Here is a 24,274-nt window from a genome sequence, read left to right on the forward strand (position 1 = left end):
GCTCTGCTCAACCTGATCCATTTTCCTGAAGGAGAATCTATGCAAACACAACGGAACGGATTGACTGCCCATCAGGCACTGGATGAACTGGAGCGCTGCTACGATGCGGCGGTTGAGGCGCTGCGCAACGCTATCCGCGACTTCACTGAACAGGGTACGCTGCCCGACGCAGAGCAGCGGCAGCAGGGGCTGTTTGTCTATCCGGAGCTGCGCCTGACCTGGCAGGGAGAGGGTCCGCAGCAGAACCGCACCCGCGCCTGGGGCCGCTTTACCCATACCGGCCGCTACAGCACCACCATCACCCGTCCTGCGCTGCTGCGCCACTATCTCAGCGAGCAGCTGCAGATGATTGAGAAAGAGTATGAGGTGCTGATTGAAGTGGGGCCGTCGCAGCAGGAGATCCCCTACCCTTACGTGATTGACGGCTCGGATCTGTCGCTGGACCGCTCAATGAGCGCCAGTATTGCCCGCCACTTTCCGACCACCGAGCTGTCGCAGATTGGCGATGAAACCGCTGATGGCCTGTTCAACGCCGATGCCCGCTTCCCGCTCTCCCACTTTGACGCGCTGCGCACCGACTTCTCGCTGGCGCGTCTGCGCCACTACACCGGTACGGCAGTGGAACACTTCCAGCCTTTCGTGCTGTTTACCAACTACACCCGGTACGTCGATGAGTTTGTGCGCTGGGCGATAGAACAGGTGCAGGATCCCGCCACGCCGTATGACAGCCTCGCCTGCGCCGGTGATGTCGTGATCACGGCGGAAACGGCCGATCCTGCGGCGATGATGTCCGATCTGGCGTGGAAAAAGCACCAGATGCCCGCCTGGCATCTTACCTCGCCTAACCGGCGCGGGATTACGCTGGTCAATATTGGTGTGGGCCCTTCGAATGCCAAAACGATCTGCGATCACCTGGCGGTAACGCGTCCGCACGCCTGGCTGATGATTGGCCACTGCGGCGGCCTGCGCGAAAGTCAGAACATTGGCGACTATGTGCTGGCGCACGCCTACCTGCGTGATGACCATGTGCTCGACAGCGTGCTGCCGCCGGATATTCCGGTACCCAGCATCGCCGAAGTGCAGCGTGCGCTCTATGACGCAACCAAGTCAGTGAGCGGCATGCCGGGTGAAGAGGTTAAACAGCGGCTGCGTACCGGTACGGTGGTGACCACAGACGATCGTAACTGGGAGCTGCGCTACGCCGCTTCCGCGCTGCGTTTCAACCTGAGCCGCGCCGTGGCGGTGGATATGGAGAGCGCGACCATCGCGGCGCAGGGCTACCGCTTCCGCGTGCCTTACGGCACGCTGCTGTGCGTATCGGATAAACCGCTGCACGGTGAGATCAAGCTGCCGGGTCAGGCGAATCGCTTTTATGAAGGGGCCATCTCTGAGCATCTGCAGATTGGCATCTGTGCGGTAGAGCTGCTGCGCGCCGAGGGCGATAAGCTGCACTCCCGCAAGCTGCGCACCTTTAATGAGCCGCCGTTCCGCTAACGCACCGGCCAGCCATTATCAGCAGGGAAGCCCGTCCGGGCTTCCCTTTTTTCATCAGGCGCTGAGCCAGCCCAGCTTGATGACAAACAGCAGCGAGAGGATCACCAGTGCGCTATTCACTTCACGGGCGCGGCCGCTCAGCAGCTTAACAACGGTCCAGGTAATGAAACCAAAGGCGATGCCGTTCGCAATTGAGTAGGTCAGCGGCATGGTCAGCGCCGTTACCGTTACCGGTGCCGCCGTCGTCACATCTTTCCAGTCGATTTCCGCCAGGCCCGATGCCATCAGCACGGCGACGAACAGCAGCGCCGGGGCGGTGGCCCAGACCGGTACGCTACCCGCCAGCGGCGAGAAGAACAGGCTCAGCAGAAACAGCACGGCCACCACAATGGCCGTCAGGCCGGTGCGTCCGCCGGCGCTGACGCCAGCCGCAGATTCCACATAGCTGGTGGTGGTTGAGGTACCGAGCAGTGAGCCAAACAGCGCAGCCGCGCTGTCAGCAATCAGTGCGCGCCCCATTTTTGGCACGTTGCCCTGCTCATCCGCCAGACCTGCGCGTTTGGTTACGCCCAGCAGGGTGCCGGTATTATCAAACACATCAACAAACAGAAAGGCAAAAATAACGCTTACCAGCCCCACATTAAAGGCGCCGGCAATATCGAGCTGCATAAAGGTAGGCGCGATTGAAGGCGGCGCGGAGAAGACGCCGCCAAACGGCGTCAGGCCGATGCCCATAGAGATAAAGGTCACCACCAGAATGCCAATCAGCACCGCGCCGGTCACGCGGCGCGCTTCCAGTACCACGATGATAAAAAAGCCGAGCAGCGCCAGCAGCGGCCCTGGTTTGGTCAGATCGCCCAGCCCGACCAGCGTCGCCGGGTTATCCACCACAATGCCGGCCCCTTCCAGCGCAATCAGCGCCAGGAACAGGCCGATACCGGCGGCGATGCCGGCGCGCAGCGGCAGCGGGATGCTGGCAATAATCCACTCGCGGATTTTAAAGATCGAGAGCGCAAAGAAGATCACCGCCGACAGAAACACCGCGCCCAGCGCAATCTGCCAGGTGTAGCCCATATGCAGCACCACGGTGTAGGTAAAGAACGCGTTCAGCCCCATGCCGGGTGCCAGCGCAATCGGATAGTTAGCAATCAGTCCCATCAGAATTGAGCCGATCGCCGCCGCCAGGCAGGTCGCCACAAACACCGCCCCTTTATCCATGCCGGTCGCGCCCAGAATAGAGGGGTTAACAAACAGGATATAGGCCATGGCGAGGAAAGTGGTGATCCCCGCCACGATCTCCGTGCGCACGGTGGTGTTGTGCGCTTTAAGCTTAAACAGTTTCTCTAACATCATTTTCTCTCATGAGCGGAGACGCAGCGGCTGCGCGTTCTCACTGGCCAAAGTGGTTAACAGCTGATCGTTGTTGCTGAAAGCGAGCCTGCCGGACGTGAGGTGCCCCCTCCGCTTTCCCCTGTCCTGATAGCAATTGCTGTGCCATCTCCTGCGCAATCGTTTACGTTTTCCGTTGCGCATCCGGTTAAGAAAAGTCTGAACCAGAAAGAGGCGCGATTATGGTGCATTGCCCCGCTGCTGCGCAATCGTTTTCCTTGCTGCCCTATAAAGCGCGATAATTTTGCGGTGCCGCACGCTTTCGCGTTCTGCCTGGCGATATCGCTCACGTTTCTGCTGCACGATTCAGCAGGCTAAAAACAGCAGGTTATAGTGCCTTTACTCTCTGCATGATAACGAGGCCGCGCCATGAAGCCCGCGATACTGATCGTTGACGATGATCGTGCCATCTGCGAACTGCTGCACGATGTCTTAAGTGAGCACGTTTCCGCCGTGTATCGCTGCCACCTCGGGCGCGATGTTCAGGCGCTGCTGACGCAGCATCCGGATATTTCGCTGGTGATGCTCGATATGATGCTGCCGGATACGAACGGGCTGCTGGTTCTGCAGCAGATCCAGCGTGAGCGGCCGGATGTGCTGGTGATCATGCTGACCGGAATGGGCTCGGAAGCGGAGATGGTGGTGGGCCTGGAAATGGGTGCCGATGACTATATCGCTAAACCCTTTAATCCGCGCGTGGTCGTGGCGCGGGCGCGCGCCGCACTGCGCCGCAGCGGCAGGCAGGATGAACCAGACGCTGTTATCCCTGCGGGCTGGCAGTTCAACGGCTGGCAGCTGGATGAGGTGTGCTGCCAGCTGCTGAATCCGCAGCGTGAAAGCGTGCCGCTGACGCAGGGGGAATATACGCTGCTGCGCGCGCTGGTCGCACACGCCCGCAAAGTGTTAACCCGCGACCAGCTGCTGGAGCTGACGCACAGCGAAACGCTGGATGTCTTTGACCGTACTATCGACGTGCTGATCATGCGGCTGCGGCGCAAAATCGAAGCTAACCCGCATCAGCCAAACCTTATCCGCACCATTCGCGGCCTCGGCTATGTATTTTCAGCTGACGTGGTGCGTCCGGCAGCGCGCGTATCGCAGATCGCCTGATCCATCCAGCGCTGCATCTCCGGCAGCGGCCGGATCCCATCCAGCGCGTTCGCCGCGCGCAGGTTAAAGCAGGCGCAGGTGTGCGCCAGCTGCAGCGTGGCTGACAGCGTAAAGCCCTCGTGGCTGGCGTACAGCACGCCGGCGCAGAAAGCGTCACCCGCTCCCACGCTGCCGACAATGTCGCTGGCATTCAGCCGCCACGCCGGCTGCCAGCACGCCTCACCGCCCCTTTCTGTCCCCCACGCCCCTTCCGGCGCGTGGATCACCACGCGCTGACGCACCCCCTGCTGCAGCAGCCACGCGCCCGCGGCAGCAAACGTCTCCGGCGATGCCAGCCCGGCGCCGTGCCGCAGCGGGATACCGGTCAGCGCCGCCGCCTCCAGCTCATTAATGATTAAATAGTCGAGCCAGCGCAGCGCCGGCAGCACCAGGCTGCGGTGATCGCCGGCGCGCGAGACCAGATCGAGCGAGGTCAGATAGCCGTGCTGCTGCATCTGCGCCAGCAGCCGCGCGCTGCGCGTGCCGAACTGCGCGTCGGGCCGGTCAAGCTGGTCGAGCAGCAGCAGATAGCCGAGGTGAAAAATGCGGTGCGGAGTAGTAAGGTCGCGGAAATGCGCCACATCAAGCAGCGCGCTGGCGCCGCGCGCGTGAAAAAAGGTGCGCTGACCATCCGGCGCGGTCATTACCTGCGTCATGGCAGTGGCCGCCGCGCGGGTGCGCGTTACGCCGCGGCAATCCACCCCCTCCTCGCGCAGTCGCTGCAGCAGATAGTCACCGTCCGCATCCTCGCCCGTGATACCGGCAGCCGCCAGCGGTAAACCTGACTGCATGCGCGCCAGCGTCAGGAGCACATTCGGCACCGCGCCGCCGCTGCAGCGCTCGCGCGCCACGATTTCGGTCAGCCAGCCCTGATCCGGCCAGTGCGTAATGCGCTGGACATGATCGACCAGCAGAGTACCGGCGGCCAGAATGCCGCTGCGTGCCGTCATCTCAGGCGCGTCCGCTGCTGCCGAAAATCTGCATCTGCTGCGCGACCACGCGGCTGATATTGCGCTCCACCGCCATAAGCAGCTCAGCAAAGCTGTCATAGCGGGCGTCGCGCTGATCCATCTGCGTTTCTATTGCGTCCAGCGCCGCCTGGGACATGCCGGTGTAGAAGTTGATTTTATGAATGCCGAGCGTAATGGCGCGGCGGAAATCGGCGTCGCTAATCCCTGAGCCGCCGTGCAGCACCAGCGGAATATCTGCCGCGCTGCGGATCGCTGCCAGCCGGTCAAAATCGAGGCGCGGTTCGCCTTTATATTTACCGTGTGCGTTACCGATCGCCACCGCCAGGCAGTCGATGCCGGTACTCTGCACAAAGTCAGCCGCCAGCGCCGGATCGGTAAATTTTGCGCTGTCCGCTTCACCGGTCAGCGCCCCGCCCTCGTCGCCTCCCACCGCGCCTAGCTCCGCTTCGACCGAGACGCCCACCGCATGACAGAGTTTTACGACCTCCTGCGTCTGACGCACATTCTCGTCATAGCTCAGCCCGGAGCCGTCAAACATCACCGAGGTAAAGCCCAGGCGCACCGCCTGCACCACCGCCTCGAAATGCAGACCGTGATCGAGATTGAGCACCACCGGAATCGCGTGCCGCGCCGCCTCGCAGCGAATCGCCGCGACCAGGTGATCGAGGCTGACATACTTAAAGTGCACCTCTGCAAGGTTGATGATAAAGGGTGAACGCTGCTGCTCCGCTGCCTGAAACAGCGCGCGCAGAAAGTGGGTATCGAGGACGTTAAATGCGCCCAGCGCGTAGCCGTGCTGCTGCGCATGGGCCAGCCCCTGCGCCAGAGATATCAGTGCCATGAAGTGCTCCCGTCACGTGAGGGGTAATGGAGGCTGCGGCGGCCAGGCAACATACCTGCCGCCGCAGCCCTCTCCTGCAGGCAGGAAAGGGATGACGACCGGAAAATCTGCCGCGTTATTTCACTGTCCAGCCTTTGTAACTGCTCACGTTGTCGCGATCGATCATCGTCACCGGGATCAGCACCGGTTTGTCGGGAGCAGACTTGCCTTGCAGTATGTTGTAACCAATTTCCACCGCTTTCTCCGCCATCACCTGCGGGTCCTGCGCCGGGGTCGCCACAAACAGCGAGCCTTTACGCTTCAGCGCCTCTTCCCCGTCCGGTGAACCATCGACCCCTACAATAAAGAATTCGCTGCGCTGCGCCTGTTTGGCCGCCAGGTCAGCGCCGATTGCGGTCGGATCGTTGATAGCAAACACGGCGTCGATTTTCGGATTAGCGGAGAGCAGACCGGTCATCACCTCCAGCCCGCCTTCGCGGCTGCCTTTAGCGTTCTGGTTGTAAGAGAGCAGCTTAATATCGGGGTGCGTCTTCAGCTCGCTCATGCAGCCTTCGACACGGTTCTGCACCGCCGAAACCGGCGGTCCGTTGATGATCACCACGTTGCCCTTCGCCTTCAGCCGGTCAGAGATATATTTACACGCCATCGCGCCTGCCTGGGTGTTATCCGAGGTAATGGTGGCGTTAGCGCCATCTGCGGCCACGTCCACCGCCACCACGACGATGCCGGCGTCGCGCGCCCGCTTCACCGCTGGCGCAATGCCTTTGGAGTCGGCGGCGTTGAGAATGATCATATCGACTTTGGCGGCGATAAAGTTATCGATCTGTCCCACCTGCTGACCGAGATCGTAGCCGCTGGAGACCAGCGTCACGTTGACCCTGTCACCTGCCAGCTCGCGGGCTTTCAGCTCGGCACCTTTGGTGATCTGCACAAAGAACGGGTTGGCCAGATCGCCTACGGTCACCCCTATCGATTTCAGCTCTTTTGCCTGTACCAGCGGCGCGCTCAGCAGCGTGGCGGCCAGCAGTCCGGTTACAATCGGATTAAAACGCATAGTTGATGTTCTCCTGCTTTTTTTATTGTCAGCGGTCCGCGGGATCGCCACCTGGAAATGTTCTGCCGGCCTTCAGCTGACGTGATGACGGGTACGGTATTTATCGATTAACACGGCGACGATGATCACGCCGCCTTTGATCACCAGTTGCCAGAAGTAGGAGACGCCCATCAGCGTCATGCCGTTGTTGAGCGTGGCGATAATCAGTGCGCCAATCAGCGTGCCGGTGATGGTGCCGATACCGCCGACAAAGCTGGTGCCGCCGAGGATCACCGCAGCAATCGCATCCAGCTCATAGCCCACGCCAAGGTTGCCGTTGGCGCTGTAGAGTCGTGAGGCGCTCATCAGCCCCCCCAGCCCGGAGAGCAGGCCGCTCATCGCGTAGACAAAAATCAGCACCGCGCCGACTTTGATCCCGGTCAGACGGGCCGCCTGCATATTGCCGCCCACCGCATAGATATGGATGCCTAAAGTGGTACGGCGCAGAATGAACCAGCAGAGCGCGATAACCGCAAAGGCGATGATGATCAGCCACGGCACCGGCCCGAGATAGCCGTTGCCTATCCACTCAAAATTGATGCTGGAGTTAATGACCGTTGTGCCGTCAGCCAGCAGATAGGCGGCCCCGCGCAGGGCGGTATAGGTGCCAAGCGTGACGATAAACGGTGGCAGCCCGGCCCAGGCGACCAGGATGCCGTTGAACAGTCCCATGATCAGCCCGGCACCCAGTGCAGCAGGGATCGTCAGGTCGGCAAAGGCGGGATCGAGCGACACCACCATCGCGACCACTGCCGTGGTGCCGAGCATGGAGCCCACAGACAGATCGATACCGCCGGTCAGAATGACAAACGTCATCCCCGCTGCCAGCACGATATTGATAGAGGCCTGCCGGGTAATGTTCAGCAGGTTCGCCTCGGTGAAGAAGTTAGGTGCGATAAAGCCAAACACCGCCACAATCAGGATCAGAATCGGCAGGATCCCGATCGTCTGCAGCAGATCGCTCATTAACGCCCGTTTCAGCGTCGGGCTGGTTACGCGTGCGGTTTCGCTGGTCATTCCTTTCTCCTCAGGCTGTAACCGGCTGAGCGCCGGTGGCCAGTGTCATGATATTTTCCTGGCTGATGGCGTCACCGCTCAGCTCGCCGGCAATGGTGCCTTCACGCATGACGTAGACGCGATCGCTCATGCCCACCACCTCCGGCAGTTCGCTGGAGATCATCAGAATCGCCACGCCCTGCTGCGCCAGCTGATTCATCATGCGGTAAATTTCACTCTTCGCACCGACGTCCACACCGCGCGTCGGTTCGTCCAGAATCAGAATGCGCGGCGCAATAGATACCCAGCGGGAGATCAGCAGCTTCTGCTGGTTGCCGCCCGATAGCCCGCCCGCGCGAACCTGCGCATGCGGCACGCGAATATTGAGCGAGGCGATAGCGTCAGTGGCGATCTTCTGCCCCTTACGCCGGTTCAGCAGGCCGTAGCTGGCGTCGCGCTCCAGCGTCGCCATCACAATGTTTTCCCGGGCGGCCAGTTCCAGAAACAGCCCCTGCTCTTTGCGGTTTTCAGTGAGAAAGCCGATGCCGCGCGCGATCGCCTCGCGCGGGGAGCGGATGTGCACTTTTTCTCCGTCAATCCAGATTTCGCCGCCGGCGGGCTGCTGCACGCCAAATATCAGCTGCGCCAGCTCGCTGCGTCCGGCGCCCACCAGGCCGGCGAGGCCGACAATTTCGCCCGCGCGTACCGCCAGGCTGCTGGGGTGGACCTTGTTGCGGTCAGTCAGGTGATTGACCGCCAGGCGGATAGCACCAAACGGAATGTCGCGCGCTTTGTTAAACAGATCGCTGAGCGGACGCCCGACCATCATGCGCACCAGTTCGCTGGCGTTGAGCTGCTCACGCGTCAGGCTGCCGACATACTCACCGTCGCGCAGCACGCTGACGCGATCTGACAGCTCATACACTTCAGCCATGCGGTGACTGATGTAGATAATCGCCATGCCTTCGCTGCGCAGCCGCTTGATCAGCGCAAACAGCTGCTCTGTTTCCCGGCTGGAGAGCGCGGCGGTAGGTTCATCCATCACCAGAATGCGGCTGTTGCGGTGCAGCGCGCGGGCGATCTCCACCTGCTGCTGTTCAGCGATGCTCAGACGGCCGACCAGATCGGTGGCGCTGAAGCGCGCGCCAAGCCGCGCAATCACCTGCTGCGCCTCTTCCGCCATCTGCCGGCGTTTCACCAGCCCGCCGCGCGCAATCTCACTGCCGAGAAAAATGTTCTCTGCCACCGTGAGGTTGGGTGCCAGATTGATCTCCTGATAGATCAGCGTAATGCCCGCCGCCAGCGCCTCTTTAGGGCCGCGGATGGCGTACGGCTTGCCCTCAATCAGGATCTCCCCGCTGCTGGCGCTGTAGGCACCGGCCAGGATTTTCATCAGGGTGCTCTTACCGGCCCCGTTTTCGCCCATCAGCGCGTGTACTTCGCCCGGCCAGATAGTGAGATCCACGCCCTTCAGGGCGTAAAAGCTGCCGAAGCGCCGGGTAATACCGCGCATCTCCAGTATCGGTGCTGTCATTGCCGCGCTCCTGCTGCCGGATAGTGCTGAGCAGTGTCGCCGCGCAACATAAATGGAAAATGTCAGCGCCCGTTCATATTTGTCATATTGCCTCTGCGCGCCACTTTTATACTCGGCTGACGTTCCGCATTGCGAGGGGTGGCGCATGAGTCAGACTCTGCCGTGGTATGCCGGTGCCCGTGGACGCCTGCTGCTGTTTAATCTGCTGGTGGTCGGCGTGACGCTGGCGGTCAGCCTGGTGGCGATTACCGGATTCCGCCACGCCGGCACGATTCAGGAACAGGCGCAGGCGCAGACGCTGGCCGATATGAATGGCAGCCTGGCGCTGGCGCGTGATACGGCCAACGTGGCGACGGCGGCGGTACGCCTGTCGCAGGTGGTGGGTGCGCTGGAGTATCAGAGTGAGTCGGCCCGCCTGCAGCAGACGCAGCAGGCGCTGCAGCAGGCGCTGACGCAGCTGGCGGCGGCCCCCGTGGCCAGGCAGCAGCCCGCCCTGCTCAGCCGTATTCGTGAGCGCAGCCAGATGCTGGAGCAGAGCATCACGCTGCTGCTGCAGCGGGGGCATCAGCGCCACCTGCAGCGCAACACCATGCTAAGCGGGCTGTGGCAGGCGCAGCTGCTGCTGAACCGGATCTCAGCGCTTGCGAGCGACGCCGCTTTTCTGCCGCTGCGCCAGCAGAGCGAGAGCCTGCTGGCGGTAGCGATCCGCTCTGCCGCGCCGCAGGCTGCGGTGCAGCAGCTCTCATCCATTCTTCCGGTCTGGTCAGCCCTGCCGCTGGAAGGCGTGCTGGCGCTGCAGCGGGCGCGCTTTGTCCATGCCCTCCGTGCGCTGGAGCCGGTCGCCGCCGGGCTTGAGGAGAGCGATACCGGCATCGCCTACGCGACCTACCGTATCAAGGCGCTGGTGGCGATGCTCAATGAGGATATCACCCGCTATGTACAGCAGGTGGCGCAGCAGAGCGATGCGCGCAGCGCCAGCACCCACCGTGAACTCAACTCGGTCATCGGTTTTATCGCGCTGTTTATGCTGCTGGCGCTGCTGATCACCGGTTACGCCGGCTACTACATCTACCGCAATCTTGGCTCCGGCCTTACCGCTATCGCCCGCGCGATGACGCAGCTGGCGCAGGGGGAGAAAGGCGTCAGCGTACCCGGCCAGACGCGGCGCGACGAACTGGGCGATCTGGCGCGGGCGTTTAACGTTTTTGCCCGCAACACCGCCTCTCTGGCGCACACCTCTTCACTGCTGAAAGAGAAAAGCACCCAGCTGGAGTCAACCTTTCTCGCCATGCGCGACGGCTTTGCGCTGTTTGATAACAGCGGTCAGCTGGTGGTCTGGAACGCGCAGTATGCGCAGCTGCTCGGTATTGCGCCGCATGAGCTGCAGCGTGGCCTGCACTATCAGCAGCTGCTGGCACGGCTGAATCTGCAGCTGCTCAGCCTGCAGGATGCGCAGGAAGTGCGGCTGCCGGACGGGCGGACGCTGGAGCTGCGCTTCAGTCCGGTGCCGCGTCGCGGCATGGTCAACACCGTGCTGGAGCGCACCTCGCGAAAAGCGCTGGAGGAGGCGCTGCTGCACAGCCAGAAAATGAAAGCGGTGGGCCAGCTGACCGGCGGACTGGCGCACGATTTTAATAATCTGCTGGCGGTGATCATCGGCAGCCTGGCGCTCACCGCCGATCAGCTGCCGGCTGGCACGCTGGCAACCCGTATCGAACGCGCCCGCCAAGCGGCGGACCGCGCCGCGCAGCTCACCCAGCGACTGCTCGCGTTTTCCCGTAAACAGGCGCTCTATCCACGGGCGGTCGCGGTCGTGGATCTGGTAGAGGATCTGCATTCGCTGCTGCAGCACGCCCTGCTGCCCGGTCAGCAGCTGGTAACAGAAGCAGCACGCCCGGGCTGGCCGGCATGGATCGATGCCGGTCAGCTTGAAAATGCGCTGATGAACCTGGTGGTTAACGCGCGCGACGCGCTGCAGCAGCAGCCCGGTGAGATAGTGCTGCGCGTCTGGAACCAGCGCAAAGCGTCCGCGGCGGGTAAACGCGAGTGGGTCGTGGTGGAGGTGATCGATCGCGGCTGCGGCATGTCAGCGGAGGTGCGTCAGCAGGTGTTTGAACCCTTCTTCACCACCAAGCCCACCGGCAGCGGCAGCGGTCTGGGGCTATCGATGGTGTATGGCTTTGTGCGGCAGTCGGGCGGTGAAATTGCGCTGGAGACCGCACCGGGCCAGGGTACCACGGTACGCCTGCTGCTGCCGCGCGCGGCGGAGGCGGTACAGCCGGTGGCGGCTCCTCCACCCGCGCAGCCCGGTGCGAGCCGCGATCGGCTGGTGCTGGTGCTGGATGATGAACCCGCCGTACGGCAGACGCTGTGTGACCATCTGCATCAGCTTGGCTATCTGACGCTGGAGTGCGCCGACGGTGCCAGCGCGCTGGCGCTGCTGCAGCAGACACCCGATATCGATCTGCTGATCAGCGATCTGATGCTGCCCGGTGCGCTCAACGGCGCCGATGTGATACGCCAGGCGCAGCAGCAGTGGCCGCAGCTCGCCACGCTGCTGGTCAGCGGGCAGGATCTGCGCCGGTCGCAGGTGACGTTACCGCTGTGTGAACGGCTGGCGAAGCCGTGGCAGCAGGCGCAGCTGGTTCAGGCGCTGGAGCGGGCCTGGCAGCGCAGCGCACGGCTTAACCGCACGCGGCAGGCTGCTGCCACACCGCTTTCCCGCTGATAGCCTGCGCTCAGCACACCGCCACCCGGACAGTATGCGGCAGCGCCATGAGCGTTTCACCGCAGGTAAAAATGAGATCTGACCGCTGCCGGCCGGGATGCGGATGCTCACGCAGATAAGCGAGCACCGCCGGCGGCAGCTGCGGTGCAACCGCGCGCGTTTCACGCAGCCCGTCGCCGCTGAGACGCAGCGTCAGGCCGCCGTTCAGACCTGGCAGCTCAATAATCAGCGTGCGGTTATGCCCGGCGGCAGCCTGCCGGGCCATCAAAGTAGCGGGATCAGGATTCGCACGGGCGTGACTCAGGGCCAGCGAGGCGTTGCAGGCGGAGACAAGCGGCATGCCGGTACAAAAATGCAGCGTGCTGCGCAGCGCCGCACTGTCAATCTGCGGATCGAGCCACAGCGTATCTGCCCCCTCTTCCCGCGTCAGCAGCAGCGCGCTGGCAGCAGAGGAGAGTTCGCGCTGGCCTGGCATCAGCGGCAGCGACACGATAACGCCTGGCTCGCTTATAGCTTTGTGTACGCGACGGGACGCCTGCTGAGCATCCGCGACGGAATAATGAAAACTGGCCAGTAAAGTCATGGGTCCTCTCCGGATACCGGAATAAACAATAAATAGCCGGGCGCTTTCAGCGCCGTGTCCGGCTGCCCCGCCCGTTTTAATGAACGCTCAGGATGCGCGCAGCAGATGACAGTGCGGTGACGATGGCGTGACGGCGCGATGAATCAGCCGCGGCCAATGAGCAGCTAACGCATCAGGATGATTAATAAGTGCATCTCGCGCCGCGCCGCTCTCCGCCAGGCACAAACCCGTCTTTCTGCTAACTTATTCAATACGGCCGCCTGTTTATATGAAGAAAAAATAATGAATTCAATCAGAACATCCCGTCAATTCCGGCACAGTTTTTTGCGTCAGGTGGTCGCGCCGCTGATCGCAATTCTGGTGCTGTCGTTTGCCGGGGCCGGTAGCGGACTTTACTGGGGGACATCCGTGACCAACAGTGAAGCGCGTGAGCAGCAGCAGCGGATGATTGCCGCCTCATTCGACCAGAGCCTCAGCGAGCATTTGCGCCAGCTGCGCAGCCTGACGCGCTGGTCGCCGCTCGCCAGCCACCTGACGCTGCGTGACGCCGACCGGGCGTGGCTGGATCAGAACGTCGGCAGCTGGCTTTATGAGATGTTTGCCCATCAGCTGATTCTGCTGCTGGACAGCAGGCAGCAGCCGGTTGCCGCCTGGCGCAATGGTGAGCCGGTCAGCCTGCAGGCAGTCGGCCCGTGGCTGCGCGATCTGCTCGCCACGCCGCTGGTAGCCAGCGCGGCGGGCGCAGAAGATCGGGCCGATTTTGTGCGCATCGCCGGTCGCGCTGCCGCGCTGGCCGTGGGTGAAATTAGCACGCCTGACACGACAAACCGGTTTAGCCTGGTGAGCGTCGCGTTTCTTGACGACGGCTATCTGCGTCACCTTTCCGATCGCAGCCAGCTGGCGCAGCTGCACTTTAGCAACGCGCCACCCACTGATAAGGAGATGGCTTTCTGGCCCCTCTCATCGCAGAGCGGCCAGCGGGTAGGCTATCTGAGCTGGCAACCCGATAAGCCCGGCGCGCAGATGCTGCGCACGATCGTGCCCTCAACGCTGCTGTCGGTGCTGATTATCACCCTGCTCTGCCTGTTTATGGTACGGCGCATCTGGACCTCCTCGCTCAGCCTGTCGCAGTCGCTGGTCCGGCTGGGTGCCAGCGAGGCGCAGGCGCAGCACCTTGCGTTTCATGACGTGCTGACCGGCCTGCCCAACCGCGCGCTGGTGGAAGATCGCCTGACCCAGGCGCTGGCCGCGGCGCTGCGGCACGATCGCCGCGTGGCGCTGCTGCTGCTCGATCTTGATCGGTTTAAAAATATCAATGACACCTGGGGCCATCACGCCGGCGATGAACTGATCCGCGAAGTGGCGCAGCGCCTGAGCGAGATTGTGCGCACCAGCGATACCGTGGGACGCATCGGCGGCGATGAGTTTATTATCGTGATGCCGGATACGGAGACTATCGGCCAGGTGCATACGCTGGCGCAGCGCATTATCAGCGCGCTCAGCGCTCCTTACCATCTGCTGGGCAATGAGCTGTGGGTTGGCGTCAGTATCGGCCTGGCGCTGGCACCGAAAGATGGCGTGGACCGGCTGGAGCTGATGCGTAAGGCGGATATCGCGCTGTATGACGCCAAAAATCACGGGCGCGGTCAGTTTCGCCAGTTTGAGAAAGCGATGGATGAGTCGCTGCGTACCCGGCAGGAGCTGGCGGCAGAGCTGCGTCAGGCGCTGGTTAATTTTACCGGGCTGGCCGTCTGGTATCAGCCGCTGATGGAGATTAACGGTGAGCGCGTTGTCGGCGTTGAGGCGCTGCTGCGCTGGCACCATCCGACCCGTGGCGATATCTCACCGGCTGACTTTATCGCTATCGCCGAAGAGACCGGGCTGATCCTGCCGCTGGGCGAGTGGGTGCTGCGCGAAGCGTGTAAGACGTCGCTGAAGCTGCCGCAGGTGGTGGTGGCGGTGAACGTTTCACCGGTGCAGTTTCGCAGCAGCGGCTTTGTCTCCCGGCTGCTGGAGATTGTTGCGAGCGAAGGCGCCGATCCGCAGCGCCTGGAGCTGGAGATCACCGAAGGCGTGCTGATTGAGGATGAGCATGCGGCCCGCAGCTCTATCATTGCGCTGCGTGAAGCGGGCTTCCGTATCGCGCTGGATGATTTTGGCACCGGCTACTCCAGCCTTAACTATCTGAGCAGTTTCCCGGTCGATAAGATAAAAATCGACCGTTCTTTTACCCAGTCGCTCGGCGTGGCAGATAACTCAACCGCGATTATTGAATCCGTCGTTCGGCTGGGGCACGCCATGGGCCTGACCGTCACCGCCGAAGGCGTAGAAACCGAAGGACAGATGCACGCCCTCGCCAACGCCGGCTGTAACCAGCTGCAGGGCTATCTGTTCAGCCACGCCGTCCCGCTGACCGAGATTGAAAAAATGGTATAGGAAACGACAGGATAAAACCCCGTAGGGGCGCCATTTATGGCGCCCTGGCAACAATTGGACACGGTACATTAACGACGTCAGGGACGCATAAATGACGCCAGGGACGCATGAATGCGTCCCCTACGACGGAATCAGCGTTTGGGGCGGATAAGCTGACTGGCGGTGTCACCGATAATCTGTGCCACGCCGCGATCGCCTTTAACCATGGAGGCCATAAAGGATTTCGCCTGCTTAAAGGTGATATGCGGCGGCAGCGGTGCGACTTCCGGATCGGTTTTCACCTCCAGCACCACCGGGCGGTTTGCGCTCAGCGCCTGCTGCCAGGCGGCGGCTAACTCATCCGGATTATCCACCACGATCCCCTGCAGGCCAAGACTCTCGGCAAAACGCGCGTAGGGCACATCGGGCAGCTGCTGTGACGCCTCGAAGCGCGGATTGCCTTCCATCACGCGCTGCTCCCAGGTCACCTGATTAAGATCCTGATTGTTAAACACGCAGACGATCAGCCGTGGATCGTCCCACTGCTGCCAGTATTTCTGAATAGTGATCAGCTCAGCCATATTATTCATCTGCATCGCCCCGTCTCCGACCAGCGCCACAACCGGTTTATCGGGATAAGCAAATTTAGCGGCGATAGCGAACGGTACGGCGGCACCCATACAGGCAAGACCGCCGGAGAGCGTGGCGCGCTGCCCCTGCTTCACGCGATAGTCGCGCGCAAACCAGTTGGCACAGGAGCCGGAATCTGAGGTGACAATAGCGTTATCCGGCAGCTGCGGCGACATCTCCCACACTACCCGCTGTGGATTAACCGGATTAGCCGGCGCCAGCGCCCGCTCCTCCATCAGCTGCCACCAGTCGCGCACCTGCAGCGCAATCTGCTCCTGCCAGTGGCGATCGCTTTTGTGCTGCAGCAGCGGGATCAGCGCCCGCAGCGTTTCGGCGCTATCCCCGTGCAGGTTGACTTCACAGGGGTAGCGCAGGCCCAGCATCGCCGGATCGATATCAATCTGTACCGCCCGCACTTTGCCCTCGGCAGGTAAAAACTCGGTCCACGGGAAGCCGGTGCCGATCATCAGCAGCGTGTCGCACTCCTGCATCAGATCCCACGACGGTTTAGTGCCGAGCAGGCCGATTGATCCGGTGACAAACGGCGCATCGTCCGGCAGCACATCTTTACCCAGCAGCGCTTTGGCGACGCCCGCGCCGAGCAGATTCGCAACCTGCACCACTTCCACTGCCGCGCCGCGCGCACCTGCACCGATCAGGATCGCCACCTTGCTGCCGGCATTGAGAACCTCTGCCGCACGCTGCAGATCTGCTTCATACGGCACGATTTTCGGACGCTGATAGCCAGGACCGGAGTGGGTAAAACCGTGCGCGTGCTGCGGTGGCTGCCAGGTTTCATCCTGAATATCTTTCGGCAGGATCAGCACCGCTACGCCGTTCTGCGCTTTCGCAATGCGCACGCCGCGATCGACCAGATGCTGGATCTGCGCCGGTGCGGCCGCTTCCTGAACAAAATTAGCGACATCAGCAAACACACGATCGAGGTTCATCTCCTGCTGATAGCTGGCGCCGCGCGCGGTCACTTCAGCCTGTCCGGCGATCGCCAGCACCGGTGCATGATCCATTTTCGCATCGTAAAGACCAGTCAGCAGGTGGGTAGCGCCCGGCCCGCCGGTGGAGAGGCAGACGCCAAGCTCACCGGTAAATTTGGCGTGGCCGGCAGCCATAAATGCTGCCATCTCTTCATGCCGCACCTGGATAAACTCAATGCCGGCACCCGCTTTATTGGCGCGCTGGATAGCGCCCAGCACGCCGTTGATGCCATCGCCCGGATAGCCATAAATGCGCGTGACGCCCCACGCCTGCAGGCGCTCGACAAAAAAATCGCTGGTTTTTTTACTCATCCCGCTGCTCCCTTAAAGGCTGTTGTCAGCTTTTAAGGGTAGCTGACAGAAACGGGCGTGCAGAGGATCTGCCGGATTATGGCCTGACTGCGCCCGCTGGCTGCCTAACCCAGCGCCGGGGAGACCAGCGCAAAACAGTGCATCTCCTCTGTCGGGCGCCAGGGGGTGCCGTGCACCATAATGTGCGGCGCATCGACCTGCTGCAGACCCAGCGTTGCCAGCCACTCTGCCAGCCCGGCGTCTGGCGTGTCCAGCCGGACAAACTGACCGGTCAGCGTCTGCAGCAGCGCGGCAACGAGCGCCTGCGCCACGGTGCCGTCACGGGCGTTAACCGGGCCGATGGTCCAGCCGCGGCCAAAGCGACGCAGGCTGGCAAAGCCCTGTACTCCCTGCGCATCGCGTGCCAGCACGCTGCCGGGCAGCAACTGCTGCAGCAGACGCGCACGCTGCAGGCCGGTCGCCTGCCAGTCGGGCGTGCAGAGTTCCGCACAGGCTGCGCTGCATGCCGGCTCCAGGCTTAGCGCTGGCGGCAGCGCTATAGCGGGAGGCGCGGCTAATGCCGCCGTCTGGTACTGCCATACCTGACCGCATTCCCTGAATCCCAGCTGTGCATAAAGCCCTTTACCCATTTCCGTTGCATGCAGGCGCAGCGTGCAGCCGGCGAAGCGCGTAATCAGCGCCTGCATTAACTTGCGGCCGATACCGCGTCCGCGCGCCTGCTGATCCACCACCACCAGGCCGATGGTGGCTGCGCTGCTTCCCCAGCGCCAGCCAAGCGCGCAGCCGGAGAGTCGTCCCGCCTCCTCCATCACCACGCCTTCACCCAGCGCAATCAGCTGCTGCCAGTCCTCAGGACGGTGTGGCCAGCCCGCCTGCTGCGTCAGGGCATGGCCCGCTGCGGCGTCGGCCGCCGTAATATCACGCAACGTCATGCTCATGCGGTTCTCCCTTAGTGAATGCAGAAGAAGAGTGCCACACCGCTGCCGAGCCTGACAGCCTCAGATCTGAAAATCGAGCGCCGGCTCTTCTTCACTCTCATAGGAGAGCGCCTGTCGCTTGATCTCCTCCAGCGACAAATTAGCGTTGCAGAGCTCCAGAAACTGCCAGACATAGTTGCGCTGCAGCTGTCCGCGCTTCAGACCAAGCCAGACGGTGTTAGCTTCAAACAGGTGACGGGCATCAATCTTGACCAGGTTTTCGCCCTGATAGATATCACACGCCTGATCGGCGAGTACGCCAACACCCAGCCCCAGCTCAACATAGGTTTTCACCACATCAGAATCCTGCGCGCTCAGCACAATATCGGGCCGCAGGCTGGCCGCCTGAAACGCCCGATCCACGCGTGAACGACCGGTGATCCCCTGTCGGTAGGTGATTAACGGCCAGGCGCTCAGGTTTTCAAGCGACACCGGCTGCTGCAGCAGCAGTTCATGCCCGGGCGGCACCAGCAGCGAGTGATGCCAGCTGAACCAGGGGAAAGCCGCCAGGCTGGCGTGGTTAACCAGCTGTTCGGAGGCGATACCGACATCCGCTTCCCCGGCCAGCAGCATGGCGACAATCTCCTGCGGCGAGCCCTGATTCAGCTCCAGCCGCACGTTGGGATAGAGCTGACGGAACGCTTTGATGACGCGCGGCAGGCTGTAACGCGCCTGCGTATGGGTGGTGGCAATTGTCAGCACGCCGCTGGTCTCGTTGGTAAACACATCGGCCAGACGCCGCACCTTGCCCGCCTCATCGAGAATGCGTTCGGCTATGGTCAGCAGCGCTTTACCCGGCTCCGTCATGCCCAGCAGACGTTTTCCGCGCCGGATAAATATCTCCACGCCCAGCTCATCTTCCAGATCGCGGATATGCCGGCTGACCCCGGACTGCGAGGTAAACAGCGTGTTGGCGACTTCAGTCAGATTGAAGTCGCAGCGGGCGGCTTCCCGTATAATTTTAAGCTGCTGGAAATTCACACCCTCTCTCCCTTCTGGCACGGTTTTCGCCATGGTAGGGAGCAGGCGCCAATACAACAAATAATAAAAAACCGCCTGTTATGCGGTTTAGTAATAAGGAGCGTTGCTGAGATCCCGTGGTTTTCAGCCCACCAGCATCAGCTCGCGATCGGTAACCGCTGGCTTATTCAGCAGCGACAGCAGGATGGTTTTGACCGCCTGCGCCGCAGGTGAGAGCGGCAGCTGCGCAGACATATTCAGCGACAGCGGCAGCGTCAGCGACGGTGAGGTAATGCGCGCCATCCAGGCGTGCGTTGAGCTGACCAGCGCCCGGGCCGCGGATTCAGGCAGCACGGTCACGCCCAGCCCGCTGGAGACCGCGGCGGTCAGGGTGGCGATCGATTCAATTTCGCCGATGATGCGCGCGCTCAGGCGGCGCAGCGAAAACGCTTCGTCTACCCGCTTGCGCACCGCGCTGTAGTCGCGCGGCAGGAACAGGTTCATCTGCGCCACATCGGCCAGATCCACAGCCGATCCCGGACAGGCGGTGGCGCCGACCAGATAGAGCTCCTCTTTCAGCAGCGGCAGACTGGTTACACCCGCCGCCGGCGAGCGATCGTAGAGCACGGCCATATCGAGCTGACCGTTCAGCACTTTATCATTTAGCGAACTGCCGCTGTTTTCATGCAGATACACCAGCACGTCCGGATATTGCTCGCGCACGGTCTGCAGCAGCGGCATGGTCAGAGAAGAGGCGGCCGTGCCGGGTGCGAGACCAATAGAAACCTGTCCGCTCAGCGTCTGGCCCGCTTTGCTGACGGCGGCCTGAGCCTGTTCACACTGGCGCAATATAGTGCGGGCGTGCGCATAGAGGATTTTACCCGCGTCGGTGGGCGTTACGCCGCGCTTGGTGCGGATCAGCAGCTGCTGATCCAGCTCGCTCTCCAGCGTCGCCACCTGCTGACTGAGCGCCGGTTGCGCAATGTGCAGCACTTCGGCGGCGCGGGTCAGGCTGCCGATATCGACGATGTTCACAAAATATTTCAGCCGTCTTAAGTTCATGTTGCCTCCGTCAATCCGGTTAACCCCTGAAGGGCGCGTAGCCTGCTGGCCGATAAACAGAGTTTTGCAATAAGCAGGCCAGTTATTTCATCGCGGAAAAAAACGGCGGGCAGTGGTAATTAAGAGACTGGAAAATAAGCTTTTGTGATTACCTGAAAGGTAACAGAGCGTGCTGATGCCGCAGCGGGCGGGTAAAGCGGAGGATGGCATGCACTCTGCTGGTGCAAAACCTGCAAGGCAGACGTGCAAAAAAGTGATGACGGAGAGGTGGTAGCGTCCCGTGCCGCCTCCGGCCTGACCCCGGTTATGCCGGGGTCAGCCGTGTCGCAGAGCGAGGTGACTCAGCGTTTTTTGCGGTTGCGATGCATATCAATGGAAACCGCAGCCACAATGATCATGCCTTTGATGATGTCCTGTACATAGGCGTCCACGCCCACGAAGGTAAAGCCGCTTTTGATAAGTCCCAGGATCACGGCGCCGATCAGCGTGCCGGTGATACGCCCCACGCCACCCATCAGGCTGCTGCCGCCGATAACCGCTGCGGCGATAGCATCCAGCTCATACGCCATCCCCATGCTTGACTGGCCGCTGCTGACGCGTGCTGCCAGTACGACGCCTGCCAGGCCCGAGAGCGCGCCGGCGATGGTGTAGACAATGATCAGATACTTGTTAACGTTGATGCCGGACACTTTAGCTGACGTCATGTTGCCGCCAATCGCATAGACATATTTGCCGTAGCGGGTATGTTTCAGCGCGATGTGGAACAGGAACGCCACCACCAGGAAGATGATAACCGGCATGGCGCCCTGACCAATCGAGGTAAAGCCGTCTGACAGAAAGCTGATCGGATTACCCTGCGTATAGTACTGCGCCAGACCGCGCGCGGACACCATCATCCCCAGCGTGGCGATAAAGGGCGGAATACCGGTGCGGGTGATCAGCACGCCGTTGATGACGCCGCACAGCAGCCCGACGCCAATACCGGCGCCGACAGGGATAGCCGCAGGCAGGTTAACCAGCGAGGGAAACATCGGCGACAGGCTTTCTGAGGTTTGCGCCAGGCTTGCCGCCACCACCGCCGTCAGGGCGATAACGGAGCCGGAGGAGAGATCGATACCGGTGGTGATAATGACCTGCGTAACGCCGACCGCGATAATACCGATGATGGCGACCTGCAGCACAATCAGAACTAAACGGTTGGTGTTGAGCAGAAAAGACTGGTCGCGTACGTACCAGCCGGCAATTTCAAAGATCAGCGCAATGCCTAACATCACCACAAAAATGCCGGTATCTTTCGGCAGCTTGTGGCGCAGATTACTGAAGAAGGAGCTTTGTTCAGTGGCCTGCGGGGCCGTAGCTTTTACATTATTCATAGGGATCTCAAGCCTCACTCAGATGCCAGCGACAAAATGGTTTCCTGATCGGCCTCTTCTTTACTGAGGATGCCGGTTATGCGCCCGCCGTGCATCACCATGATGCGGTCACTCATGCCGAGAATTTCCGGCAGCTCAGAGGAGACCATGATGATAGCGACGCCGCGATTAGCGAGTTCGCTGATCAGGCGGTAGATCTCTGCTTTGGCTCCCACATCGATGCCGCGGGTCGGTTCGTCCAGAATCAGGATCTTCGGCTGTGCCAGCAGCCAGCGCGCAATCAGCACTTTCTGCTGGTTACCGCCGCTGAGGTTATTGATGATCTGATCCATGGTCGGGGTTTTGATATTGAGCTTGCGGATCTGCTCCATACAGTCCTGCGCCATTTTCACATGGCTGACAAAGCCGCTTTTGCCGGTGTAACCGGGCATGTTAACGATGCTCATGTTCTCCATTACTGAGAGAACCAGAAACAGCCCTGACTTCTTGCGATCCTCAGTCAGAAACGCCATGCCTTTCTCAATGGCCGTGGAGGGCGAATCGATGCTGACCGGCACGCCGTCAATCAGCACTTCACCGCTGTCGTAGCTCTCCATGCCAAACAGGCTCTCCATCACCTCACTGCGCCCTGCGCCCACCAGCCCGGCCACGCCCAGAATTTCTCCCCTGCGCACGCTGAAGCTGATATCGCTAAAGCGCTCTTTGCTGCTCAGGCCGCGCACCGTCAGCACATCGTCGCCGATGGTGCCGTTGAATTTAGGGAACAGCTGGGTCAGCTCACGCCCTACCATCTGGGTGATCAGCGACTGCCGCGTAAACGCGCTGGTATCGTTGCTGCCGACCCAGGTGCCGTCGCGGAAGATGCTGATCTCATCGGTAATGGTAAAAATCTCATCCATCTTATGGCTGATATAGATAATCGCCTTGCCCTGCGCCCGCAGGTCGCGAATGATAGTGAACAGGTGCGCCACTTCAGTTTCGGTCAGCGCGGAGGTGGGTTCATCCATGATCACCACGTCAGAGTTCCACGATACCGCTTTGGCAATCTCCACCATCTGCTGCGCCGCAATGCTCAGCTCGCCCACCATGCGATCCGCTTTGAGGCGAATATTGAGTTTGTTGAGCAACTCCTGCGTCTGGCGGTTTAGCAGGGCGTGATCGACGAAGCCAAACTTCATCGGTTCACGCCCGAGCCAGATGTTCTCCGCCACGGTCATATGCGGCACCAGGTTCAGCTCCTGATGGATCATCGAGATGCCGGAACGCAGCGCGTCCATGGTGTCCTGAAACTGCACGGGTTCCCCTTTGATGCGAATAGTGCCCTTATCGGGACGGTAAATCCCGATAAGGCATTTCATCAGCGTGGATTTGCCTGCGCCATTCTCGCCCATCAGGGCATGTACCGACCCCGGCCTGATTCGCAGTGAGACGTTATCGAGCGCCTTCACTCCGGGGAAGAACTTGCTGATGCCTTCGGCTTCAAGCGCAAAAGCGGTCATACATCACCTCCATACGGCTTAAGGGGAGAGCGGTTATTTCTGGTTGCGATTCTCAAACTGCGCCATGTTCTCTTTGGTGATCAGCTGGTAAGGGATGTTGATCACTTTCTCAACTTTCTCCCCTTTTGCGAGGCTCACCGCAGCCCGCACTGCGCCTGCACCCTGCCCGCTGGCATCCTGGAAAACCGTGGCGACCATTTTGCCGTTTTTCAGCATCTGCAGCGCATCCGGGGTGCCATCCACGCCGGCGATCAGGATATGGTTCGGGTTTTTACCCAGCGCCTGCAGTGCGCCAATCGCCATTTCATCGTTGTTAGAGGCGATAGCCTGGATGTCATCGCCGGCGGTCATCCAGTTGCTGACCACATCCACCGCGTCGTTACGGGTGAATTTTGCGGTCTGTTTCTGCACCACTTTGATATCGGGATATTTCGCGACCACCGCTTCCACCCCTTTGGTGCGGTCGCGCGTTGATTCGTTCGCTAAATCGCCCATCAGGATCGCCACGTTGCCTTTGCCGTTCATCGCTTTAGCCAGCGCTTCCATCTGCAGGCGACCCGCCAGCTCGGAGTCTGAGCCGACATACGCCATCTTGTCCGTGAGTTCACCGGCAGGTTTACGGTTAACGAAGATCAGCGGAATGTTGGCTTTTTTCGCCGCGTCCATAATCGGTTTCACGGCGTTGGTATCCACCGGGTTGACGATGATGGCGTCCACGCCCTGTCCGATAAAGTTCTGTACCTGCTGCAGCTGCTGTGACACATCCCCTTTGGCATCTTCCAGCTGGCCTTTTACGTTATCTTTCTGCATCTCTTTCTGCATGGCCGTGCGCAGAATGGTCAGGAAATTGTCGTCAAACAGCGCCATTGAGACGCCAACCTGCAGATCTTTCGCCATAACCGCAGCGGGCAACATGCAGGCCAACAGGGAAGTGACTAACGCTTTTTTAAATTTCATAGGGCACCTTCTACCTTCTTATTGTTGGTTAACGCACGCACAGCATGATGCATCAGGTAAATGAAAAAAATTTTTTGCCTTTGCGCACCGCGGCTGGCGTTATTTATGGGTACAGATTTTGGATAGTTGCACTTTTCGCGCTGAAGCCAGCTGGTGTTGTTCTGAAGAACGCGCTCCTTATCAACAGGTTAATTTTGCTGTCACCGCCGCCGGGTAAAAAATAGTTTCCGGCGTGATGATAAGCAGTTCATTTGTTTCATACTTGCTTCATATGAAATTTTCATCATAAAAGCACTGAAACAGTTGTTTTAAAATCAGC

Annotated in this window: 18 protein-coding genes; 4 read left to right on the forward strand and 14 right to left on the reverse strand. The window is 60.9% G+C overall.

Annotated elements, in window-relative coordinates:
• Positions 1 to 39: 39 nt before the first annotated feature.
• Positions 40 to 1,494 (forward strand): AMP nucleosidase, encoded by a 1,455-nt coding sequence (locus tag B4M48_RS11450; protein ID WP_039385239.1) that lies wholly within the window; start codon positions 40 to 42, stop codon positions 1,492 to 1,494.
• 54 nt (positions 1,495 to 1,548) lie between these two features.
• Here B4M48_RS11450 and B4M48_RS11455 read toward each other — a convergent pair whose 3' ends face one another.
• Entirely contained in the window at positions 1,549 to 2,847 is a 1,299-nt protein-coding gene (locus tag B4M48_RS11455) for an NCS2 family permease (protein WP_224144707.1), read from the reverse strand.
• 405 nt (positions 2,848 to 3,252) lie between these two features.
• Between B4M48_RS11455 and B4M48_RS11460 the strand changes: the two genes are divergently transcribed.
• Positions 3,253 to 3,993 (forward strand): winged helix-turn-helix domain-containing protein, encoded by a 741-nt coding sequence (locus tag B4M48_RS11460; RefSeq protein WP_288656730.1) that lies wholly within the window; start codon positions 3,253 to 3,255, stop codon positions 3,991 to 3,993.
• Here the strand turns inward: B4M48_RS11460 and B4M48_RS11465 are convergent.
• From B4M48_RS11465 to B4M48_RS11485, 5 genes are all read right to left on the reverse strand, one after another.
• On the reverse strand, positions 3,936 to 4,982 hold the full coding sequence (locus tag B4M48_RS11465) for a carbohydrate kinase family protein (RefSeq protein WP_288656733.1): 1,047 nt from the start codon (positions 4,980 to 4,982) through the stop codon (positions 3,936 to 3,938). The two genes, B4M48_RS11460 and B4M48_RS11465, sit on opposite strands and share 58 nt — an antisense overlap.
• Before the next feature lies 1 nt (position 4,983).
• Positions 4,984 to 5,844 (reverse strand): ketose 1,6-bisphosphate aldolase, encoded by an 861-nt coding sequence (locus B4M48_RS11470; protein ID WP_039385243.1) that lies wholly within the window; start codon positions 5,842 to 5,844, stop codon positions 4,984 to 4,986.
• 115 nt (positions 5,845 to 5,959) lie between these two features.
• The gene (locus B4M48_RS11475; RefSeq protein ID WP_288656735.1) at positions 5,960 to 6,898 is read right to left on the reverse strand and encodes an ABC transporter substrate-binding protein; all 939 of its coding nucleotides are present in this window, start codon (positions 6,896 to 6,898) and stop codon (positions 5,960 to 5,962) included.
• A 72-nt stretch (positions 6,899 to 6,970) separates the two neighbouring features.
• Positions 6,971 to 7,954 (reverse strand): ABC transporter permease subunit, encoded by a 984-nt coding sequence (locus B4M48_RS11480; RefSeq protein WP_039385246.1) that lies wholly within the window; start codon positions 7,952 to 7,954, stop codon positions 6,971 to 6,973.
• A gap of 10 nt (positions 7,955 to 7,964) precedes the next feature.
• Positions 7,965 to 9,467, reverse strand: a complete 1,503-nt coding sequence (locus B4M48_RS11485; protein WP_039385247.1) for a sugar ABC transporter ATP-binding protein — start codon at positions 9,465 to 9,467, stop codon at positions 7,965 to 7,967.
• Positions 9,468 to 9,612: 145 nt separating this feature from the next.
• Between B4M48_RS11485 and B4M48_RS11490 the strand changes: the two genes are divergently transcribed.
• The gene (locus B4M48_RS11490; RefSeq protein WP_288656737.1) at positions 9,613 to 12,195 is read left to right on the forward strand and encodes an ATP-binding protein; all 2,583 of its coding nucleotides are present in this window, start codon (positions 9,613 to 9,615) and stop codon (positions 12,193 to 12,195) included.
• Positions 12,196 to 12,205: 10 nt separating this feature from the next.
• Here the strand turns inward: B4M48_RS11490 and B4M48_RS11495 are convergent, their stop codons facing one another.
• Positions 12,206 to 12,778: a phosphonate C-P lyase system protein PhnH gene (locus tag B4M48_RS11495; RefSeq protein WP_039385249.1), complete on the reverse strand. Its 573-nt coding sequence runs from the start codon at positions 12,776 to 12,778 to the stop codon at positions 12,206 to 12,208.
• Positions 12,779 to 13,060: 282 nt separating this feature from the next.
• Between B4M48_RS11495 and B4M48_RS11500 the strand changes: the two genes are divergently transcribed.
• Positions 13,061 to 15,214 carry a putative bifunctional diguanylate cyclase/phosphodiesterase gene (locus B4M48_RS11500; RefSeq protein WP_414692677.1) on the forward strand — a complete coding sequence of 718 codons (2,154 nt, stop codon included), beginning with the start codon at positions 13,061 to 13,063 and terminating at the stop codon, positions 15,212 to 15,214.
• A gap of 131 nt (positions 15,215 to 15,345) precedes the next feature.
• On the opposite strand, the gene B4M48_RS11505 is transcribed toward B4M48_RS11500, so the two are convergent.
• From B4M48_RS11505 to B4M48_RS11535, 7 genes are all read right to left on the reverse strand, one after another.
• Positions 15,346 to 17,127, reverse strand: coding sequence for a thiamine pyrophosphate-requiring protein (locus B4M48_RS11505; protein ID WP_039385251.1), 1,782 nt, complete (start codon positions 17,125 to 17,127; stop codon positions 15,346 to 15,348).
• A gap of 104 nt (positions 17,128 to 17,231) precedes the next feature.
• Positions 17,232 to 18,065 (reverse strand): GNAT family N-acetyltransferase, encoded by an 834-nt coding sequence (locus B4M48_RS11510; protein ID WP_071667973.1) that lies wholly within the window; start codon positions 18,063 to 18,065, stop codon positions 17,232 to 17,234.
• Between the two features lie 60 nt (positions 18,066 to 18,125).
• Positions 18,126 to 19,085, reverse strand: coding sequence for an HTH-type transcriptional regulator Cbl (gene cbl, locus B4M48_RS11515; RefSeq protein WP_039385255.1), 960 nt, complete (start codon positions 19,083 to 19,085; stop codon positions 18,126 to 18,128).
• Positions 19,086 to 19,208: 123 nt separating this feature from the next.
• The gene (gene nac / locus B4M48_RS11520; RefSeq protein ID WP_039385258.1) at positions 19,209 to 20,126 is read right to left on the reverse strand and encodes a nitrogen assimilation transcriptional regulator NAC; all 918 of its coding nucleotides are present in this window, start codon (positions 20,124 to 20,126) and stop codon (positions 19,209 to 19,211) included.
• Positions 20,127 to 20,467: 341 nt separating this feature from the next.
• Positions 20,468 to 21,499 carry an ABC transporter permease gene (locus B4M48_RS11525; protein WP_288656744.1) on the reverse strand — a complete coding sequence of 344 codons (1,032 nt, stop codon included), beginning with the start codon at positions 21,497 to 21,499 and terminating at the stop codon, positions 20,468 to 20,470.
• Between the two features lie 14 nt (positions 21,500 to 21,513).
• Positions 21,514 to 22,998, reverse strand: a complete 1,485-nt coding sequence (locus tag B4M48_RS11530; RefSeq protein ID WP_039385263.1) for a sugar ABC transporter ATP-binding protein — start codon at positions 22,996 to 22,998, stop codon at positions 21,514 to 21,516.
• A 33-nt stretch (positions 22,999 to 23,031) separates the two neighbouring features.
• The gene (locus tag B4M48_RS11535) at positions 23,032 to 23,955 is read right to left on the reverse strand and encodes a sugar ABC transporter substrate-binding protein (RefSeq protein WP_039385265.1); all 924 of its coding nucleotides are present in this window, start codon (positions 23,953 to 23,955) and stop codon (positions 23,032 to 23,034) included.
• Positions 23,956 to 24,274 lie beyond the last annotated feature (319 nt).

The organism is Pantoea sp. UBA6567 (genome assembly GCF_002434165.1).
Lineage (GTDB): Bacteria > Pseudomonadota > Gammaproteobacteria > Enterobacterales > Enterobacteriaceae > Pantoea > Pantoea eucrina.

Bases quoted from the DNA above. Each gene is read 5' to 3' on its own strand.
- B4M48_RS11495 (WP_039385249.1), bottom strand. From the start codon at position 12,778: ATGACTTTACTGGCCAGTTTTCATTATTCCGTCGCGGATGCTCAGCAG.
- B4M48_RS11490 (WP_288656737.1), top strand. From the start codon at position 9,613: ATGAGTCAGACTCTGCCGTGGTATGCCGGTGCCCGTGGACGCCTGCTG.
- B4M48_RS11535 (WP_039385265.1), bottom strand. From the start codon at position 23,955: ATGAAATTTAAAAAAGCGTTAGTCACTTCCCTGTTGGCCTGCATGTTG.
- B4M48_RS11530 (WP_039385263.1), bottom strand. From the start codon at position 22,998: ATGACCGCTTTTGCGCTTGAAGCCGAAGGCATCAGCAAGTTCTTCCCC.
- B4M48_RS11505 (WP_039385251.1), bottom strand. From the start codon at position 17,127: ATGAGTAAAAAAACCAGCGATTTTTTTGTCGAGCGCCTGCAGGCGTGG.
- B4M48_RS11480 (WP_039385246.1), bottom strand. From the start codon at position 7,954: ATGACCAGCGAAACCGCACGCGTAACCAGCCCGACGCTGAAACGGGCG.
- B4M48_RS11450 (WP_039385239.1), top strand. From the start codon at position 40: ATGCAAACACAACGGAACGGATTGACTGCCCATCAGGCACTGGATGAA.
- B4M48_RS11500 (WP_414692677.1), top strand. From the start codon at position 13,061: ATGAATTCAATCAGAACATCCCGTCAATTCCGGCACAGTTTTTTGCGT.
- nac (WP_039385258.1), bottom strand. From the start codon at position 20,126: ATGAACTTAAGACGGCTGAAATATTTTGTGAACATCGTCGATATCGGC.
- B4M48_RS11455 (WP_224144707.1), bottom strand. From the start codon at position 2,847: ATGATGTTAGAGAAACTGTTTAAGCTTAAAGCGCACAACACCACCGTG.
- B4M48_RS11485 (WP_039385247.1), bottom strand. From the start codon at position 9,467: ATGACAGCACCGATACTGGAGATGCGCGGTATTACCCGGCGCTTCGGC.
- B4M48_RS11510 (WP_071667973.1), bottom strand. From the start codon at position 18,065: ATGAGCATGACGTTGCGTGATATTACGGCGGCCGACGCCGCAGCGGGC.
- B4M48_RS11475 (WP_288656735.1), bottom strand. From the start codon at position 6,898: ATGCGTTTTAATCCGATTGTAACCGGACTGCTGGCCGCCACGCTGCTG.
- B4M48_RS11470 (WP_039385243.1), bottom strand. From the start codon at position 5,844: ATGGCACTGATATCTCTGGCGCAGGGGCTGGCCCATGCGCAGCAGCAC.
- B4M48_RS11460 (WP_288656730.1), top strand. From the start codon at position 3,253: ATGAAGCCCGCGATACTGATCGTTGACGATGATCGTGCCATCTGCGAA.
- B4M48_RS11465 (WP_288656733.1), bottom strand. From the start codon at position 4,982: ATGACGGCACGCAGCGGCATTCTGGCCGCCGGTACTCTGCTGGTCGAT.
- B4M48_RS11525 (WP_288656744.1), bottom strand. From the start codon at position 21,499: ATGAATAATGTAAAAGCTACGGCCCCGCAGGCCACTGAACAAAGCTCC.